General features: G+C 55.5%; 14 protein-coding genes. 5 read left to right on the top strand and 9 right to left on the bottom strand.

What is annotated here, in order from left to right; genetic code table 11:
- Window positions 1-13: 13 nt before the first annotated feature.
- Complete coding sequence (gene purU / locus OUO13_RS04455; protein WP_283172649.1) at window positions 14-865, bottom strand: formyltetrahydrofolate deformylase; 852 nt, start codon at window positions 863-865, stop codon at window positions 14-16.
- A 159-nt stretch (window positions 866-1,024) separates the two neighbouring features.
- Here purU and OUO13_RS04450 point away from each other — a divergent pair, with 159 nt between their 5' ends.
- Window positions 1,025-1,597, top strand: a complete 573-nt coding sequence (locus OUO13_RS04450; protein ID WP_283172648.1) for a CBS domain-containing protein — start codon at window positions 1,025-1,027, stop codon at window positions 1,595-1,597.
- A gap of 91 nt (window positions 1,598-1,688) precedes the next feature.
- On the top strand, window positions 1,689-3,044 hold the full coding sequence (ppnN, locus tag OUO13_RS04445) for a nucleotide 5'-monophosphate nucleosidase PpnN (protein WP_283172647.1): 1,356 nt from the start codon (window positions 1,689-1,691) through the stop codon (window positions 3,042-3,044).
- Between the two features lie 513 nt (window positions 3,045-3,557).
- On the opposite strand, the gene OUO13_RS04440 is transcribed toward ppnN, so the two are convergent.
- From OUO13_RS04440 to OUO13_RS04405, 8 genes are all read right to left on the bottom strand, one after another.
- Window positions 3,558-5,369 carry a hypothetical protein gene (locus OUO13_RS04440; RefSeq protein ID WP_283172646.1) on the bottom strand — a complete coding sequence of 604 codons (1,812 nt, stop codon included), beginning with the start codon at window positions 5,367-5,369 and terminating at the stop codon, window positions 3,558-3,560.
- A gap of 64 nt (window positions 5,370-5,433) precedes the next feature.
- Window positions 5,434-7,488 carry a PhoX family protein gene (locus OUO13_RS04435; protein WP_283172645.1) on the bottom strand — a complete coding sequence of 685 codons (2,055 nt, stop codon included), beginning with the start codon at window positions 7,486-7,488 and terminating at the stop codon, window positions 5,434-5,436.
- A 562-nt stretch (window positions 7,489-8,050) separates the two neighbouring features.
- Window positions 8,051-9,703: an acyl-CoA synthetase gene (locus OUO13_RS04430; protein ID WP_283172644.1), complete on the bottom strand. Its 1,653-nt coding sequence runs from the start codon at window positions 9,701-9,703 to the stop codon at window positions 8,051-8,053.
- Between the two features lie 79 nt (window positions 9,704-9,782).
- Window positions 9,783-10,757, bottom strand: a complete 975-nt coding sequence (locus OUO13_RS04425) for a branched-chain amino acid ABC transporter permease (RefSeq protein WP_283172643.1) — start codon at window positions 10,755-10,757, stop codon at window positions 9,783-9,785.
- Between the two features lies 1 nt (window position 10,758).
- Window positions 10,759-11,634 (bottom strand): branched-chain amino acid ABC transporter permease, encoded by an 876-nt coding sequence (locus OUO13_RS04420; RefSeq protein ID WP_283172642.1) that lies wholly within the window; start codon window positions 11,632-11,634, stop codon window positions 10,759-10,761.
- A gap of 84 nt (window positions 11,635-11,718) precedes the next feature.
- Window positions 11,719-12,921 (bottom strand): ABC transporter substrate-binding protein, encoded by a 1,203-nt coding sequence (locus tag OUO13_RS04415; protein WP_283172641.1) that lies wholly within the window; start codon window positions 12,919-12,921, stop codon window positions 11,719-11,721.
- A gap of 50 nt (window positions 12,922-12,971) precedes the next feature.
- Window positions 12,972-13,772, bottom strand: a complete 801-nt coding sequence (locus OUO13_RS04410) for an ABC transporter ATP-binding protein (protein WP_283172640.1) — start codon at window positions 13,770-13,772, stop codon at window positions 12,972-12,974.
- A complete protein-coding gene (locus tag OUO13_RS04405; protein WP_283172639.1) occupies window positions 13,769-14,536 on the bottom strand; it encodes an ABC transporter ATP-binding protein in 768 nt (255 codons plus the stop codon). Before OUO13_RS04405 ends, OUO13_RS04410 begins: the two co-directional genes overlap by 4 nt.
- Window positions 14,537-14,659: 123 nt before the next feature.
- On the opposite strand from OUO13_RS04405, the gene OUO13_RS04400 reads away from it, so the two are divergent.
- From OUO13_RS04400 to OUO13_RS04390, 3 genes are read left to right on the top strand one after another with little or no spacing between them, the layout of a single operon-like run.
- The gene (locus tag OUO13_RS04400) at window positions 14,660-14,857 is read left to right on the top strand and encodes a hypothetical protein (RefSeq protein ID WP_283172638.1); all 198 of its coding nucleotides are present in this window, start codon (window positions 14,660-14,662) and stop codon (window positions 14,855-14,857) included.
- Window positions 14,829-17,204, top strand: a complete 2,376-nt coding sequence (locus tag OUO13_RS04395) for a cache domain-containing protein (protein ID WP_283172637.1) — start codon at window positions 14,829-14,831, stop codon at window positions 17,202-17,204. Before OUO13_RS04400 ends, OUO13_RS04395 begins: the two co-directional genes overlap by 29 nt.
- Complete coding sequence (locus OUO13_RS04390) at window positions 17,201-17,923, top strand: response regulator transcription factor (RefSeq protein WP_283172636.1); 723 nt, start codon at window positions 17,201-17,203, stop codon at window positions 17,921-17,923. Before OUO13_RS04395 ends, OUO13_RS04390 begins: the two co-directional genes overlap by 4 nt.
- Window positions 17,924-17,945 lie beyond the last annotated feature (22 nt).

The raw sequence follows: 17,945 nt of genomic DNA, 5'->3' as shown, positions 1-17,945 counted from the left end.
CATCAGACCCGTATCAGAACACGATGGTCTTGTTGCCGTGCAGCAGCACACGGTCTTCCAGATGGCTGCGTACACCACGAGCCAGAACCATTTTTTCAACGTCCTTGCCCAGACGCACCATGTCTTCAACACGGTCGTTATGGCTGATACGAATCACGTCCTGATCAATGATCGGACCGGCATCAAGATCCTGGGTTACGTAGTGACAGGTGGCACCAATCAGTTTTACCCCACGCTCAGCCGCCTGGTGGTACGGACGCGCACCGGCAAATGACGGCAGGAAGCTGTGGTGAATGTTGATCACCTGGCCGTGGTATTTCTGGCACAACTCTGGCGGCAGAATTTGCATGTAACGCGCCAGTACAACGGTGTCGGCCTTGTGTTCTTCAACAATGGCGTTCACCCGACGGAAGTGTTCACCCTTGTTGTCCTTGTCCATTGGCACATGGAAGAACGGAATACCGTGCCACTCCACCAGCGAACGCAGGGTATCGTGGTTGGAAATTACACACGGAATATCACAGTGCAACTCCTTGCTGTGCCAACGGTGCAGCAGGTCAACCAGACAGTGGCTGTCCTTGCTGGCCATCAGGATTACCTGCTTCGGCTGATCAGAATCATTGATGTGCCAGTCCATATCGAACTCGGCGGCGATTTCGGCAAAACGGCTCTTCAGTTCGGCCAGTCCGAACGGCAGGGATTCTGCGCGGATACAGTGACGCATGAAAAAGCGGTTACTGACCGGATCGGAATAATGGTTGGCCTCAACAATCCAGCCACCATGTCCGGAAAAAAACTGTCCAACCCGGGCCACAATACCCACCCGATCAGGGCAGGAAATCGTCAGACGATACACGCGTTCCATAAAAATCTACCTGAATGACACGCCATCACACAGCCGTGCCTGCTGTGCCGGGGGGGCCGGCAATTGTGGTCATTCATTTGAACAACCACCCGAAAGAGCGCAAAGTTTAAACGTTTATACCATTTTTGTATGCCAATCCGTCATCACCCCGGAGGCCCAATGACACTGATGGTTTTTGATATGGGGCTGCGCATCAGCACCCCTCTTCCGCCCGCCGAGCGCACGGTTAGCGCCAGCAGTGCCATCCGGGCAACACGCCGTATTCGTCGTGATATGGCACACACTGCACAAGCCGACGCGTATCAGCAGGTCGCCAGCCGCCACGAACCGGTGCTGGCTCATTCGGTGGTTGCCGATCTGATGTCATCTCCGGTTATTGTGTTACCAGAAGACGCCAGCATTGCTGACGCCCACGCCCTGCTGGCACAACATGACATCCGCCATTTGCCACTGGTATCGGAAACCGGACCACTGGCCCTGTTGTCTGAACGGGATATGCTGCGTTCGAGCCGCCAACATTCCGACCAGAGCCGCGCCCTGACCATCGCCAGCCGCCCCTTGTTCTGCACCTGTACCGATACCCCGGCCCGTCAGGCCGCGGATCTGATGTTGCGTTATCGGCTTGGCTGTTTGCCGGTCTGTGATGATGATCAGAAGCTGATTGGTATGCTGACCCGCAGCGATCTGTTGCGGGGGCTGGCCCTACCCGGCCAGCTGGAAGTAAACATCTAAGAATATATAACAGCCGATAGGGATCAACGGGCTGCAAAACGGCAAAGACAGGCTTATAGTCAGTATTAATAGAGTTCAGGGAGACAACCCTATGCGCCACTATGAAGTGATTCATCCGAAAACCAATTTGCGGGTACTTTCCCACTACGAAATCCAGCAACTGCGCAACGCCAGCCACGGCACCCACGATCTGGTGCGACGTTGTTGTTATGCGGTTCTGAGCGCTGGCAGCCTCAACGACAGTTATGTTGAGATCGAGCGCGAATATCAGGACTTCAACATCGAATTCCAGCAGGAAAACCGTGGTCTGGTATTACGCCTGATCAACGCTCCGGAATGTGCATTCGTCGATGGTGAGATTATTCGGGGTATTCGTGAGCAGCTGTTTTCGGTGCTGCGCGATGTGTTGTACGCCCAGGACTCCATCCTTCGCACCCACCGTTTTGATCTGAACGACAGCGACGGCATCACCAACGCGGTATTCCATATGCTGCGCAACGCCGACCTGCTGCGCGGTGATCGTCTGCCGAATCTGGTGGTGTGCTGGGGCGGTCACTCAATCCCGCGTCACGAATACGAATACTGCAAGGAAGTTGGTTACCACATTGGCCTGCGCGGCCTCGACATTGGTACCGGCTGTGGTCCGGGTGCCATGAAAGGCCCAATGAAAGGTGCCACCATTGGCCATGCCAAACAGCACCTGCGTAACGGCCGTTATATAGGTATCACCGAACCTGGCATCATCGCCACCGAAGCGCCGAACCCGATTGTGAACGAGCTGGTGATCCTGCCGGATATCGAAAAACGTCTGGAAGCGTTTGTGCGTATGGCCCACGGCATTGTGATTTTCCCGGGTGGCCCGGGCACCGCCGAAGAGTTGCTGTACCTGCTGGGGATTCTGTCGCATCCGAAAAACCGCGACCTGCCGTTCCCGGTGGTGATTACCGGTCCGAAAGAAACCGAAGACTACCTGCGCTCCATCGACAGCTTTATTGCCGAAACCCTCGGCGAAGAAGCACGCAGCCGTTATCACCTGGTGATTCAGGACCCGGAAAAAGTCGCCAGCCTGATGAAAAAAGGCATCCAGCAAGTGCGCGATCACCGCCGCAAGCAAAACGATGCTTACTACTTCAACTGGTCGCTGCACATCGAACCTGTGTTCCAGATGCCGTTTGATCCAACCCATGACGCCATGGCCAACCTCGAACTCAGCCTCGACCAGCCACGTCACGAGTTGGCCGCCAACCTGCGTCGTGCCTTCTCCGGTATCGTCGCCGGTAACGTCAAGGCCGAAGGGGTGAAACGGGTGCAGGAACATGGTCCGTACCAGCTGACCGGTGACGCCGCTCTGATGGAACGGATGGATGCCCTGCTGGAAACCATGGTGGCGCATAAACGGATGAAGCTGAACGGCGAATACACGCCTTGTTACCGTATCAAGCGCTGACTCAGCCTCGCACCTCAGCGGAATAACCGCACTATCAACGCAGTTTGTTAACTGGCCAAGCTGCTGCCCTCTTGGGGAACCTTGTCCCCCAAGAGGGCAAACAGCCGGACCAATTAATACGCCGAGTAGAAGTCGGACAGGCAGCATCAATCCAGGCCGAGCAATTTCGGGAATAAATTCCCTTCCGCAGCCAAGCATCCAGTACAACCGGATTAGCCCAGCGTAGCTGGCTGCTCAATGCCCATCTGGGCGAGCCGGGGTTCACCGCAACGGCTGACCCGGCCGGGGCATGGATGCCCCGCCAGGCCCGTTGGCACAGGGATGTGCCATCGGGCCGGGGTCGAAACGCCGTTGTCGGGGAATACCGGAAAAACGAGCCCAGTCGGGCAAAAGCAGGGGGAGGCCTGCCCGGCCGGGGGACAAGGTCCCCCAAGAGGGCAAAAAGCCTGGCCAATTAACAAGCCGCGCCGATAGAGAACCTGCCGGCGTGGCAACAATGCGTCATGATACCAATCAGTAGTGATTCAGGACTTCGGTAATACCGGTTTCCTGACCACGGGTAACTTCCTTGTGAACATTGGTCAGCGGTTTGATCACCGGGTCGCGACCTTCGTTATAACTCTGCTCCTGCACAATCACCCGGTAAGCCTTGTTAAGCGCCATGGCTCGCTCCGGACTTGGCATCAACAGATAACTGATGTCATTGGACAGGCGTTCGAACGCTTCCGGACGGGCCTTGCCATCAGCATCAAAGAAGCGCTGGTGCACTTCATCGTTGGTGCGATATTCGTTACCGGTCGGGTTGTGTTGCAGGTAGAACGCATATTCACCACTGCCGTCTTCCTTGTGTGGGTCAGCAACACCGGCAAAACCTTTTTCGGACCAGTGATACCAGCCACGACGGAACGCCGAGTTGTTATCAAATTTGCGGTTGAAGGACAGTACGGTGTCGTTGTGGGCACCAATGTAGCCGTGGCAGCCCAGACAGAAGACGTTTTCCTGATAACTCTGCGGACGCAGCTGGCCAGCATCGTCTTCGATAAAGCCCTGGTACAACCAGCCGTGTTTGGCGTACACGCCCTCTTCCATGTTGCCGTAAACCGTCTTGGCGCGGTCCGGGAAGTCGTGACGTTCCTTGAACTCGTCATCGGCGAGGTTGCGCCAGTCAAAGTAGGTGCTCCAGCCTTTTTTGATGCTGTAGCGCAGCTCTTTCATGCGAGGAGCCATACGGGTTTCGGAACCGCTGTCGTTAACGTCCACATAACGCACGGAATGCAGGAACTCGGTGCGGGTCGGGAACATACGAGCAGCCATTTTGATAGTACCGGCATCAAAGGCGGCCTTGGCGGCACCCACATAACTCATCAGGCGTTTTTCTTTGGGCGCCCAGTCGTAGGTGATCTGGCTTGCCATGCCGATACTGCCGTTCTTGTCGAGGTCAACACCCCAGCGGCTTTCATCGACCGGCTCAATCTGGATGTTGGTTTCTTTCATCATGGCTTCAACAATCGCCAGGTTGACGATATAGGTCTCACGATCAAAGGTGCCATCTGCCAGTTGGCGGAACATCTCAGGCAAACGGATCATCACGTCATCGGTGGAACCGTTGGTGGGCATAAAGGTGCCGGGGAACGGGTAATAGGCAAACACGCGCCAGCCACTCATGTCTCCGTTGGGTGCAATATCAAAACCCTGCTCGTCAAAATGGAACCAGGCATCCGGGACATAACCACCCCACTGGCCATCACCATTGCGATCCCACTCTGCCGGAGGATTGGCCAGTTTTGCGGCCAGAATAATGCCGCCGTTGGCAGCAAAATAGTTGTCTTCGCGTACATAACGCTGGATCTCGGCATCACTGATAGCCGCCACCTGGGTGGTGCGATCCTTGAACAGGTTGGTCCAGTTGTTGACCACCCCGGATTCCGGGAAGTTGTAGCTCAACTGCACGTCAATATCGTTCAGGAAGTTCGGTCGTTTGCTTTCGGTATGGCAGGCATAACAGGGGTTACTGACCACACCATTGCTGTCGACCGGATTGGTGTAACACTGCGGCGGGATATAAGACACGCGGTTGCTGACGTGATCGGCGGTAATCCGGGTCAGGGTGCCATACTGATAATCGGTAGCGACCGGATTGGAGTCGGCTTTACCAGCAGCGGTTGGGGCCAGGGTGTTGGCCTTTTTTACATCTGCTGCGGCGCTTTCAACCTGCGCGCTTTCAATCTGAGTGCTTTTACCCTGTACCACTGGGGCTTCTTCCTGCTGACAACCCGCCAGCATCAAAGCAGCGGCTGCCACCACAAACGATAAATTCTTGTACATAACGCTTCAAAACCTCAAACGACACGAGGGCGACCGCAGTCGCCCTCGTTTTGTAATCAAACGATTACTGGATAGCCGGGAATGGACCAATGTAACCGGTGTAAGCGCGGTGCTCGGTACCGGTAGTGTCCTGATCCATATCAGACTCACCGTACGGGTGTTGCACCACAGACATCAGGTAGGCAAAGCCATTGATGTTCGGGTACCAGTATGGAGAGGTGGTTTCAGAACCGTATGGAGTGGTCTGGATACGGGTCAGCTCACCAGCGGCCAGGTCGTAAGCCCAGATCACGTCGTTCTGGTGTTTGTCGGTGTCTTCACCAATGATCAGCTGATCATAACCAGACATATAGGTCAGGTTGTCAGGGTTGGCGATACCGTTGATGTGGCAGCTGTTGTTGTCTTCGAAACCGGCCACTTGTGGGTCAGATGCAGAAACCGGACGACCAGCAACCAGACCAGACATGTTCTTGGCGACGTAGTCAGAACCAATAGTGCTGTCAGAGCCCAGTTCCAGCTGGTACACAGCACCACAGGAGTTCTTGGCAGCCAGTTTCATATCGTTCGGGCCACCAACGTCGAGGGTAGAGTCACCATCCAGCATGCCCTTGGCTACTTCAGACATAGCCAGGTAGATCTTGTGACGCTTGCTGTCGTAAGTAATACCTTCTTCCTTACGCAGTTCGGTAGTAGCGCCCATCATGGCCGCGTAACGACGGGTTTCCAGACGGGAAGCAACCAGTTCCATACCGGTGTTGATCTTCAGACACTCCTGACCCACGCCGTTGGCGTTGATAGAGGTGTAACCATCGGCACACACACCACCAACCGGATCAACAGCAGTGAAGATGTCGGTAAAGGTAGCGGCAGTTTTGCCGTTGGTGCCATGTACGTAATCAGAGATTGCAGAGTCAGTGGTGTGGCCCAGGGATACCCAGGTCAGGTTGGCTGCACCAACACCATCAGCAGAAGTCTGGTTCCACTTGGCGGCATAAAGGGTACCTGCGCTCAGATCACCAGCGGTATCCGCAATGAACATGTAGAAACCAACGTTGGTGCCGTCGTCAGTCATGTAAACGGTTTTGGAATCCGGCATTACGTACGCCAGTTCGAACGCCAGACGACCCATGGAGTAGTGTTTGGTCAGTTCGGTAGTCGCAGCAGACGCAGCGTCAGCAGAATCGGTCGCCACTTCTACTTCGATGTTCCAGCCGTAGTAGTAAGGGTTCCAGTTCAGGTCGCCAGACTTGAAGTAATCCAGCTGGGTAGATGAGTAGCTGTCAGCGGCCACTTCGGTGGCGGTTGGCAGCTTCTTGGCATCCGGTTCGTATTCTTCAGAGGCCAGGTGAGTGGTCCATGGAGTAACGGAAGCGGCACAGTGTACCCAACCACCATCAACACCTTTCTGATCGATCTGGGACATGCTCTTCACAGTCAGAGCGCCTGTGGTGCTGTTCTGGTTCAGTTCGAACAGGAACATGGCACCTGGACGGGTTTCCATCTGGGAAACCGAGAACAGACGACCGTTGATTGGCAGCAGAGAAGTGTGTTCGTTGGCGTCAGTGATACGCTCGGAGTTGTCTTCTTCAAGCACTGCGTTGCCCTGATCATCCACGATCAGACCAAACGGGATACCGTCGATCACGTCACCGGAACGCGCCAGAGTGTTATACACACCACCGTAGATTTCACCTTTGACAACAGCCTGGGAAACCATGATCTCGCGCTTTTCAGCGTCGGTAGACGGTGCATCAACACCTACAAACTTGATGCTGACAGCAGAACCGTTCACACCGTCGGTGCCATCAGTACCATCTACACCATCAGTACCATCTACACCATCAGTACCATCGGAACCATTACAAACGTTCACGCTGGAGTCGATTTCGGCAGAATCCAGTACGCCGTTGGCGTTGTCATCCATACCAGTAGAAACTACAGTGCCACCATTCGCACACTCGGCGCTGCCAACCGCTACAACAGTGGTAGAAGTCAGACTGGTGGTACCATTTGCACCATCTTTACCGTCGTCACCGTCAGCGCCACAAGCAGCCAGACCAGTCGCCATCGCCGCCATCATCATGGCTTGAAGCAGGCGGTTCTTCTTGAACAGTTCCATGGAAGTATCTCTCTGTCATCATCCGGTTTTTTTGAGAACTCGAACTGTAAAGATGGCAGATGACATCTGGACGAAAGTTTCCTGACATTTTCAGGACAATCCGTTGCGCCAATAACCAGTTAAAAAACACCCGTTTGTAATGCACTTGTCATAAAGACAGTTTTATCACCAACACCCAATATAACGATCGATAGATAGATAAACAGCCGATCTGATCCTATTCATACAAGAGTCATAGTTGCCTCAAGGCTGGTAATAAAGGTACGGGCAATAAAAGTACGGACAAGAAAAGGGCTGGCAAGAAAAGCGCGCTTAATAAAAAACGCGCTGTGCCAATGCTGAACAGGAGTGGTGTTCAGCACGTTCACAACGCGCCAGGGGCCGGGACAGGTCGAACGGAGGGGCTCGCAACCCTGTCATGATCAAACCCGCTGCTGTGGTTCAACTGGTTTAATCACACAATCCCGTTGCCGGTGCGGGATTGCTGGAGCCACATCCCTGTGGCACGTTTTTCAGACCACGGCACCATCACCGCGAGCCCATACAATCAATCAGACGCTACTCAGCCGCTGACACTGTCCGCTTCCGGGATGCCATCCTTCGCCCACTGACGCAGTTTGAATTTCTGCACCTTGCCCGTGGAGGTACGTGGCAGAGCGGCAAACATCACTTTTTTCGGGGCTTTGAAGTGCGCCATGTTCTGGCGGCAGTAGGCGATGATTTCGGCTTCGCTCAGTTCCACACCGGCCACCAGCTTGACGAAAGCACATGGCACCTCGCCCCACTTCTCATCCGGTTTCGCCACCACCGCGGCATCTTCGATTTGTGGATGACGGAACAGCACTTCTTCCACTTCGATGGAGGAGATGTTTTCACCACCGGAAATAATGATGTCCTTGGAGCGGTCCTTGATTTCGATGTAACCGTCTTCGTGCCATACCGCGAGGTCACCGGAGTGGAACCAGCCACCATCAAACGAGGCATCGGTGGTGGTCGGGTTTTTCAGATAACCCTTCATCACGATGTTGCCGCGCATAAAGACTTCACCAATGGTTTCACCATCACGAGCGACCGGCTCCAGGGTTTCCGGATCGGCGACCATCAGGCCTTCCTGCATCGGTACAGCCACACCCTGACGGGCTTTCAGGCGTGCCCGTTCACCCATGGTTTCGCCATCCCACTCGTCTTTCCAGGCGCATACCACACATGGGCCGTAGGTTTCGGTGAGGCCATACACGTGGGTAACTTCGAAGTTGATTTCTTCCATTTTCTGGATCACGGATGCTGGTGGTGGTGCACCGGCGGTCATGACCTTCACGGTGTGGGTCAGGCCGGCACGCAGGGACTCGTCCACCGCGGCAATCAGGCTCAGCACAATCGGCGCACCACAGAGGTGATCGACTTTTTCCTTCACCACCAGGTTCACAATGGCATCACCACGCACATGACGCAGACACACGCTGGTGCCACCAATCGCGGCCATGGTCCATGGGAAACACCAACCGTTGCAGTGGAACATCGGCAGCGTCCAGAGGTAGACCGCCTTGCTGGTCATGCCCCATGACATGGCGTTGGAGGCGGCGTTCAGATACGCACCACGGTGGTGGTACACCACCCCTTTCGGGTCACCGGTGGTACCGGAGGTATAGTTGAGGGTAATGGCATCCCATTCGTTCACTGGACCATGCCAGGCGTAGTTGTCATCACCTTCGGCCAGCAGGGCTTCGTAATCCATCGCGCCCAGCAGCTCGCCACCTTCGTAGGTTGGATCATCAATGTCGATCACCAGCGGAGGATTGTGCAGCATGTGGATGGCCTTCTTGACCACCGGTGCCATTTCACGATCAGTAATCAGTACCTTGCTTTCTGCGTGTTGCAGGATAAACGCCACCGCCGGAGCATCGAGACGGGTATTGATGGAGTTCAGCACGGCCCCACACATCGGCACAGCAAAGTGAGCTTCATAGTGTTCCGGCAGGTTGGGTGCCATCAGAGACACAGTGTCACCTTTGCCGATGCCACGCTTGTTGAGGGCGCTGGCCAGCTTCACACAACGACGATAGACCTCCGCCCAGGTACGGCGCAGTTCTCCATGAACAACGGCCACCTTGTCCGGGTAAACCACCGCAGCGCGCTTCAGGTAAGACAGCGGACTCAGTGCTTCATAGTTGGCCGAAAGAGCATCCAGATGCTGGTCATATATATTGTCGTGCATGGTCTTTACTCTTGGTGAGTTGAGTGTCGAATGCGCTGCCGTGTGTACCGGCAGCGTCCTTTATGTGTATGCCTGCCCGTCAGGTTCGCTCGGTGGATAAGGCCGCCTGAAAATTACGCTGCATGAAATGGCGGAATTCCCCCACCACACCACGCCGGAACGCCAGAACACACACCACAAAAATGGCGCCCATGATGATGTGGATGTAATTCCCCATCTCGCCGCCGGAAAAAATCGTCGCAATTGCAATCACTATGGCTGCTCCCACCACCGGCCCCCAGATGGTTCCCATCCCGCCCAGCAGGGTCATCAGCACCACTTCACCCGACATATGCCAGTGGGCGTCGGTAAGGCTTTCCAGTTCAAATACCAGCGCCTTGGTGGCACCGGCCAGACCGGCAATCGCCGCCGAGATTACAAACGCCATCAGTTTGTAACGGCGCACGTCGTAACCCAGCGATGTGGCACGCGCTTCGTTTTCACGAATGGCCTTTAACACCTGTCCAAACGGTGAATGCACGGTGCGGTGAATCAGGGCAAAGCCGATTACAAAAATCGCCAGCACGAAGTAGTACATGTTGAGGTTGTCGCCGAGGTTGATAAAACCAAACAGCTGACCACGAGGAATACCCTGCATGCCGTTTTCACCGCCGGTGAACGGCGCTTGCAGATAAAAGAAGAACACCAGCTGGGCCAGCGCCAGGGTCACCATGGCAAAGTAGATACCTTCACGTTTGACCGACAAGGCCCCAAAACCCCAGCCCAGCAGTGCAGATGCCAGCATGCCCAGTACCACGCCGATTTCCGGCGTCAGGCCAAAATTCGTCATCAGGTAACCGGTGACATAACCCCCGGTCGCCAGGAACGCCGCGTGGCCAAACGACAACATGCCCACAAACCCCAACATCAGGTTGAACGCACAGGCGAACAGGGCAAAACACAGGAACTTCATCAGAAACACCGGATATACCAGCGCCGGAGCCAACAGGGCTCCCACCAGCAGAATGCCTGCCGTGGTGTAAAACGAACGGTCGGATTGCAGCAGATTTGCCATCTTATGCCTCCTTGCCAAACAGGCCGGCGGGTTTCATCAACAACACCAGCACCATCACCATAAAAATTACGGTCGTGGACGCTTCCGGATAAAAGTACTTGGTCAGTCCTTCCACCACGCCCATTCCAATCCCGGTCAGGATCGCGCCACCAATCGAACCCATACCGCCAATCACCACAATAGCAAACACCACAATCAGGATGTTTGAGCCCATATCGGCGCTAACGGAATACACAGGTGCTGCCAGCACACCGGCCAGCCCCGCCAGACCCACCCCAAAACCAAAGGTCAGGGTGATCATCAGCGGCACGTTTACGCCAAAGCCCTGCAGCAGTTTCGGGTTCTCGGTCCCGGCGCGCAGATAAGCCCCCAGACGGGTCTTTTCAATCGTCCACCAGGCGCCAAAACACACCACCAGCGACACCAGAATGATCCAGCCGCGGTACATCGGCAGATACATAAAACCGAGGTTAAACCCGCCCTGCAGCGCCGCCGGAATGGCATACGACTGACCCGACGAACCAAACAGATGGTTAAACGTGCCCTGCAGCATAAGGGCGATACCAAAGGTCAGCAGCAGACTGTAGAGGTGATCCTGTTGGGCGATTGGCCGCACCAGAAACCGTTCCATCAGAATGCCAACCAGCCCCACCACCACCGGCACCACAATCAGCGCCAGCCAGTAATTCATATTCAGATACTGCAAACCCAGCCAGGCACAGAATGCTCCCAGCATATACATTGCGCCCTGGGCAAAATTGATAATGCGCAACAAGCCAAAAATAATGGCCAGACCCAACGCCAACAGGGCGTAAAACGACCCGTTGATCAGGCCAACCAGCAACTGCCCCATCAGGGCAAACAGGTTGATACCCATGTGATGTTCCTCAAGTAAGCCCCGCTCGGGGCAAAAGTTGCTTATTGATGGCGTCGGACGCTGGGCGCCCGACGCTGACCACGCTTACTTGAAATCACACTCAGGGATCATTTCACCAAAGGCCTGCTCGCCCGGAATTACCCGTTCTATCTCGTAAAGGTCATTGGCGTTTTTACGTTCATCAGCCTTTTTCACCCGTACCTGATACATGTCGTGCACCAGACGGCCGTCGGCACGCAGGGTGGCATTACGGGCAAACATGTCATCCGGCTTGATGGCTTTCATCTTCGCCATCACCGCCTTGCCTTCATCCGTACCCGCTTCTTTCACCGCGTTCAGGTAATGCAGCGTTGAAGAGTAAGCACCCGCGTGGGCCATGGTTGGAATCGCACCGCCGGTACGCTCCATAAAACGCTGGCTCCAGGCGCGGCTGTTGTCGTCACGATCCCAGTAGAAACCGGTGGTCAGACGCATATCACCAATCACTTCTGCTTCAATCGCCTTGGTGTCGGATGCAAACACCAGCAGGCCGACCATGGTCGCCTGTTTGGTCAGGCCAAATTCGGTGGCACCTTTCAGCGAGTTCACAAAGTCCTTGCCAGCGTTGGCCAGCGCCACCGCATCAGCACCGGATGACATCGCCTGCAGCACAAACGAGGAGTAGTCCGTGGTGCCCAGTGGCGCACGGGCTGACCCCACCACGGTGCCGCCGTTGCTTTCGATAATACCGGTGGCCACTTTTTCGAGGGCATGACCAAAGGCATAGTCGGCGGTGATGAAGAACCACTTCTTCTTGCCCGCATCCAGCATGGGCTTGACGGTGCCTTTGGCCAGCGACACCACGTCGTAGGTCCAGTGGGCGTTAAACGGTGAACAACTGGTGGTAGTAAAGGTGTTGGAACCGGCACCGGAAATCAGGATCGGTTTTTCAGCGGCATTGGCGACCTGCGCCACCGCTCCCACCACCGAAGACGCCACCAGGCCGTTGATGGCATCCACATGCTCACTTTCGATCCACTCACGTGCCTTGGCAGAACCCAGGTCCGGCTTGTTCTGGTCATCCGCCGATACCACATCAATCGGCTTGCCCAATACCGTGCCGCCAAAATCCTCAATGGCCATCTTTACGGCTTCGACACAATTCTTGCCACACAGGTCACCGTAAGGACCACCCATATCCGCCAGTACGCCGATACGAACCTTGTCATCGGATATACCGGTGGCCTGGGCTGGCATAACCGCCAGGGTTGCCAGAGCCAGTGCGGTGGTCAAAACAGACTTTTTCATATGAACCTCGATGTTATTTTTATTGGTGCTCATTTGCGGCTGAATATCAATCAGACACCCAGCATGCTGTTCAGGTATTCCTGTCGGGATGGCAATTCCTCCCGACTTATTTCTTCAACAATATGGCCGTGATCCATCACGTAATGACGGTCAGCTATTGGCGCAGCAAAATGGAAATTCTGCTCCACCAGTAAAATGGTGAGTCCGCGATTCTTGAGGGTAACCAGCACCTCACCGAGCTTGCGTACAATCACCGGTGCCAGACCTTCGGTAATTTCGTCGAGCAGCAGGATATTGGCGCCACTGCGCATGATGCGGGCCAACGCCAGCATCTGCTGTTCACCACCGGAAAGGCGGGTGCCCTGGCTGTAACGACGTTCGTAGAGGTTGGGGAAAACGCTGTAGATTTCCTCCAGCGGCATACCGTCGGAACGCACATCCGGCGGCAGCATCAGGTTTTCTTCAACGGTGAGACTGGCAAAAATGCCGCGCTCTTCCGGGCAGAAACCGAGGCCCAGCCAGGCGATCTGGTGGGCAGCCATGCCCAGGGTTTCACGGCCATTGATCATGATGCTGCCGGTGCGGCGGCCCACCATGTTCATGATGGATTTCAGGGTGGTTGAACGCCCGGCGCCGTTGCGCCCCAGCAGCGTGACCAGCTCGCCCTGATTCACATACAGGTCAACACCGTGCAGAACATGAGACTCGCCATAAAAGGCGTGAAGGTCACGGATACGGATTTTTTCGTCGCCAACACCATGAGGGAAACGCTCGTCGTGCAGCTGTTGCTGTGGCAGCGGAATATTGTGCGGACGGGTATGAGTCGGCAGCTGGGTAACAGGATTGTTCATGCTGCAGCCTCCTCGGCAGAAACGCCCAGATAGGCCTCGCGTACCCGTGGATCGGCCGATACCGTGGCGTAGTCACCTTCGGTCAGCACCGCGCCGCGTTGCAACACCGTGATACGGTCTGCCAGCTTCGACACCACATGGAGGTTGTGCTCCACCATCAGGATGGTGCGGCCCTTGCGGACTTTCAGAATCAGCTCGGCAATACGATCAACGTCTTCATGGCCCATGCCCTGGGTCGGTTCGTCCAGCAGCATCATCTGTGGCTCCAGCGCCAGCGTGGTGGCAATTTCCAGCGCCCGTTTGCGGCCATACGACAAATCACGGGTGGTCACTCGCGCAAACGACAGCAGCCCGACTTCATCCAGCAGCTCCTCGGCGCGCTGGTTCAGACGATTCAGCACCCGTTCGGATTTCCAGAAATGGAAGCTGTTACCCTCGCGCTGTTGCAGCGCAATACGAACGTTTTCCAGTACGGTCAAATTCGGAAACACGGCCGAGATCTGGAACGAACGTACCAGCCCCTGACGGGCAATCGCCGATGACTCGATACCGGTAATGTCGCGACCGTTAAACAGAATGGTTCCGGAGCTGGGCGGCAGATAACAGGTCAGCAGGTTAAACACCGTGGTTTTCCCTGCCCCGTTAGGGCCAATAAGCGCGTGAATATCGCCGTTCCGGATTTGCAGATTGACCTTGTCGACGGCGGTAAAGCCGCGAAATTCCCGGGTCAGGTTTTGTGTTTCGAGAATATAGTTATTATTCATTTCCCGTTCCGCCATTAATGGCCTGACTTTGCTGTTTATTGTCACGACATACGACCAAGGTCGTGGAGACAGATATTTTTTATTGCGTTATCGCAACAGTATTACTGGCTCCGATATATCGTTATGATGAGCAAGGTAACGGGGCACTTTTTCCCTAATTTTTCGCAAATGTATCGAAATGTTTCAGCAGCGCGATTTGAATCACAAGGCACGATTGTCACGACAATTGTCATTTATAATCCGGGGAATACTGCTGGCGGTATTCGTATTCGTGTATCTGTACACGGTGCCGATGATCAAACAGAAGGTATTCGAGATTGAACGCAACTCGAGCCGGCTGGCGCTGAATAACGTCTTCGAAATTGCCAACCGCATGTATGCCGGGGTTGAGCAATATCGCCAGCAATCCCTCGACAACCACAAGAACCAGCTGAAGATGGCGGTGAATCTGGCCGAGGTGTTTCTGCAATCCCACTTCCGGGAAGCGTTAAAAAACGGTGTGCCGATGGAACAGGCGCGCCAGATCGCGTTTTCCTACCTGCGCGACTTCAGCTTCGGTAACAGCGATTACGTCTGGGTGATGGACTACAACGCCAATGTGCTCTCCCACCCCGACCCGCGTTTCCATGGAGGCTCACCGCAGGAAATCCGTGATGAGCAGGGCAACCCGGTGCTGGCCGGTCTGGTGCAGCAGGCCATTCGTGATGGCGAAGGGTATTACCACTACAAATGGAATCGCATCGACGGTGAACAGCCACTTGACAAGGTGTCGTTTATTCGCAACTACCCAGAGTGGGGGCTGGTGATTGGTTCCGGTGTGTATCTGGATGACCTGGAAGACGAGGTACGCCAGCGCAAGGAACAGGCCCTTGCAGACCTGCGCCAGGCGCTGCAGGAGATCAAGGTTGCCAAAACCGGTTACATGTATGTGTTTGATTCTGCGGGCCACATGCTCATTCACCCCAACAACAACCTCGATGGTGTGACCTTTACCCGCCATCAGAACCCGGTGACCGGCAAACCCATCTATCAGGAACTGATGAACGTTGCTGATACCGGCCGCGAGTTGCATTACCGCTGGGACAAACCCGACGACCCCGGCAATTACGCCTACGGCAAACTGTCGCTGGTGCGTTATATCGCCGGTTTTGACTGGTATATCTGTTCGTCGGTGTACCTGGATGAATTACAGAGCAGTTCGGAACTGCTCAGTACCCGCATCATGATTCTTGCCGCCGTCACCATGTTGGGCACCCTGCTGATTTCGAGCTTTTTTGTCAGCCGTATTACCCGCCCGCTGGAGCAGCTGGCAGCCACGGCATTGAAGGTCTGCAGCGGTGATCTGTCGGCCCGCAGTGGTATCAAACGCGATGACGAAATCGGCATTCTGGCGTCATCCTTTGACGCCATGGTGCAACGTCTGCGTAACAGCATTGAAAGCCTCGATGCCAAGGTCAAACAACGAACCGATGAGTTATTAGCCACCAGCGCCCGTGCCCAGCGTATGAATGCCGTGGGCCAGCTGACCGGTGGCCTCGCCCACGACTTCAACAATCTGTTGTCGATTATTGTCGGTAACCTGCTGCTGGCGCGTGAGCGTTTTGGCAGCAGCAATCCCGAGCTGGAACGTCTGCTGGCGCCCGCCGAACGTGCTGCCCGTCGTGGTGCCGACATTACCCATCGCCTGCTGGCATTTTCGCGCCGCCAGCCACTTCAACCGGAAGCCGTGGCCATCGAACGCCTGATGCAGGAAGTCACCGAGCTGCTGGAAAGCAGTATGCCGTCGAAATATCAGCTCAGCTGCCACGCCGATGCCGCTCTGGCAGGCATGCGTGCGCATATTGATCCCGGTTATCTGGAAAACGCCCTGGTTAACCTTGGCCTTAATGCCCGCGATGCCATGGTCGATGGCGGCGAGATCCACTTTGCGGCACGCCTGACCGAAATCAACCACCCACGGCGCTGGGATGAGCTGGTAAAACCCGGCGTCTATATTGAAATCAGCGTGAGCGACACCGGGACGGGGTTCAGTGCCGATGCTCTGGAACAGGCGTTCGAGCCCTTTTTCAGTACCAAAACCGGTGGCAACAATTCCGGCCTCGGGTTATCCATGGTCTACGGTTTTGTAAAACAGTCCGCCGGTTATATTCGCCTCGAAAATCAGGCCGAAGGTGGCGCCAGGGTACAGCTGCTGTTACCAGCATTTGCAGCCTCAAGCGCTGATACCACTCACTCGCCACAGGCACCGGAGTTCTCCCTCGGCGGCGGTCTGTTTCTGCTGGTTGAAGATGACCCGGATGTGCGGGCAGTGGTTCGCGAACAACTGACCGGACTGGGAGTACATGTGCTGGAAGCCGAAGACGGTGATGAAGCCCTGTTCCTGCTCGACACCCTCGAACCATCGGCCAATGACAACCCCGAACAGGCCCCACCACGCCTGACCGGGGTGATCACCGATGTGATGATGCCGGGGTCGATTAATGGCCGCAGTCTGGCGCGGCTGGTACGCCAGCGCATGCCGGATGCTGTTGTCCTGCTGATGACGGGGTATGACTCCGGACAGGAATTGCAAAGCGGCGATCAGCCATTATTAAGAAAACCATTCGACCGTAGCCAGCTGGCTGCGGCCCTGATGAAAGCTGCCCACCGGAGGAATACCCCGTTATGAGTGCCCAGGAGCTGATCTATCTGGTTGAGGACGATGCCGATATCGCCCGACTGGTCAGTCTTGAACTGGAACGTTACGGTTACCGGGTTCGATATTTTCGTACCGGCGCCCAATTACTGGCGGCGCTGAACCAGATGCCACGCGTTTGTATTGTTGATCTCGGTCTGCCCGATATGGACGGTCTGGAGCTAGTGCGCCAACTGACGGCCCAGGCCAATATTGGCGTGATGATCCTGTCGGGACGTGACAGTCTTCCCGATCGGGTGTTAGGCCTGGAACTGGGGGCCGATGACTACATCAGCAAACCCTTTGATCCGCGTGAACTGGTGGCCAGGGTCAGCAGTGTGATCCGTCGTCTCGACAAGAACAGCCAGCCCAAATCCACAATTTACAGCCCCGGTGAAAAAGGCCGCAGCATCGCCCGCTTTGAGCACTGGTGTTTTGACAGCGCCACCCTGACCCTGACTCGCGACAGCGGTGAAGAAGCGGTTCTGAGTGCCGGAGAGGCCGAACTGCTGCTGCAGCTGTTACAAAGCCCGAAACAGATTCTCAGCCGCGATCAGCTGTTACGGCAGCAGGATGATGCGTTTGACCGCAGTATTGATGTACGGATGTCGCGCATCCGCAAAAAACTCGAGGAAAATCCGAAGTCGCCGCGGTTAATCAAAACCGTGTACGGCATGGGGTATATGCTGGCGACGGATGTGCGCTGGGAATAATTCCCACGCCATCAGCCAACAC

The sequence above is a fragment of the Parathalassolituus penaei genome, assembly GCF_026626885.1.
In the GTDB taxonomy this organism is placed as follows: Bacteria; Pseudomonadota; Gammaproteobacteria; order Pseudomonadales; family Oceanobacteraceae; genus Oceanobacter; species Oceanobacter penaei.
Note: the sequence above shows the minus strand (reverse complement) of the source record. Positions and strands in the feature narration are given on the sequence as shown.

Bases quoted from the DNA above. Each gene is read 5' to 3' on its own strand.
- OUO13_RS04420 (WP_283172642.1), bottom strand. From the start codon at position 11,634: ATGGGTATCAACCTGTTTGCCCTGATGGGGCAGTTGCTGGTTGGCCTG.
- OUO13_RS04405 (WP_283172639.1), bottom strand. From the start codon at position 14,536: ATGAATAATAACTATATTCTCGAAACACAAAACCTGACCCGGGAATTT.
- OUO13_RS04395 (WP_283172637.1), top strand. From the start codon at position 14,829: ATGATCAAACAGAAGGTATTCGAGATTGAACGCAACTCGAGCCGGCTG.
- purU (WP_283172649.1), bottom strand. From the start codon at position 865: ATGGAACGCGTGTATCGTCTGACGATTTCCTGCCCTGATCGGGTGGGT.
- OUO13_RS04400 (WP_283172638.1), top strand. From the start codon at position 14,660: ATGATGAGCAAGGTAACGGGGCACTTTTTCCCTAATTTTTCGCAAATG.
- OUO13_RS04450 (WP_283172648.1), top strand. From the start codon at position 1,025: ATGACACTGATGGTTTTTGATATGGGGCTGCGCATCAGCACCCCTCTT.
- OUO13_RS04415 (WP_283172641.1), bottom strand. From the start codon at position 12,921: ATGAAAAAGTCTGTTTTGACCACCGCACTGGCTCTGGCAACCCTGGCG.
- ppnN (WP_283172647.1), top strand. From the start codon at position 1,689: ATGCGCCACTATGAAGTGATTCATCCGAAAACCAATTTGCGGGTACTT.
- OUO13_RS04440 (WP_283172646.1), bottom strand. From the start codon at position 5,369: ATGTACAAGAATTTATCGTTTGTGGTGGCAGCCGCTGCTTTGATGCTG.
- OUO13_RS04390 (WP_283172636.1), top strand. From the start codon at position 17,201: ATGAGTGCCCAGGAGCTGATCTATCTGGTTGAGGACGATGCCGATATC.
- OUO13_RS04430 (WP_283172644.1), bottom strand. From the start codon at position 9,703: ATGCACGACAATATATATGACCAGCATCTGGATGCTCTTTCGGCCAAC.
- OUO13_RS04425 (WP_283172643.1), bottom strand. From the start codon at position 10,757: ATGGCAAATCTGCTGCAATCCGACCGTTCGTTTTACACCACGGCAGGC.
- OUO13_RS04435 (WP_283172645.1), bottom strand. From the start codon at position 7,488: ATGGAACTGTTCAAGAAGAACCGCCTGCTTCAAGCCATGATGATGGCG.
- OUO13_RS04410 (WP_283172640.1), bottom strand. From the start codon at position 13,772: ATGAACAATCCTGTTACCCAGCTGCCGACTCATACCCGTCCGCACAAT.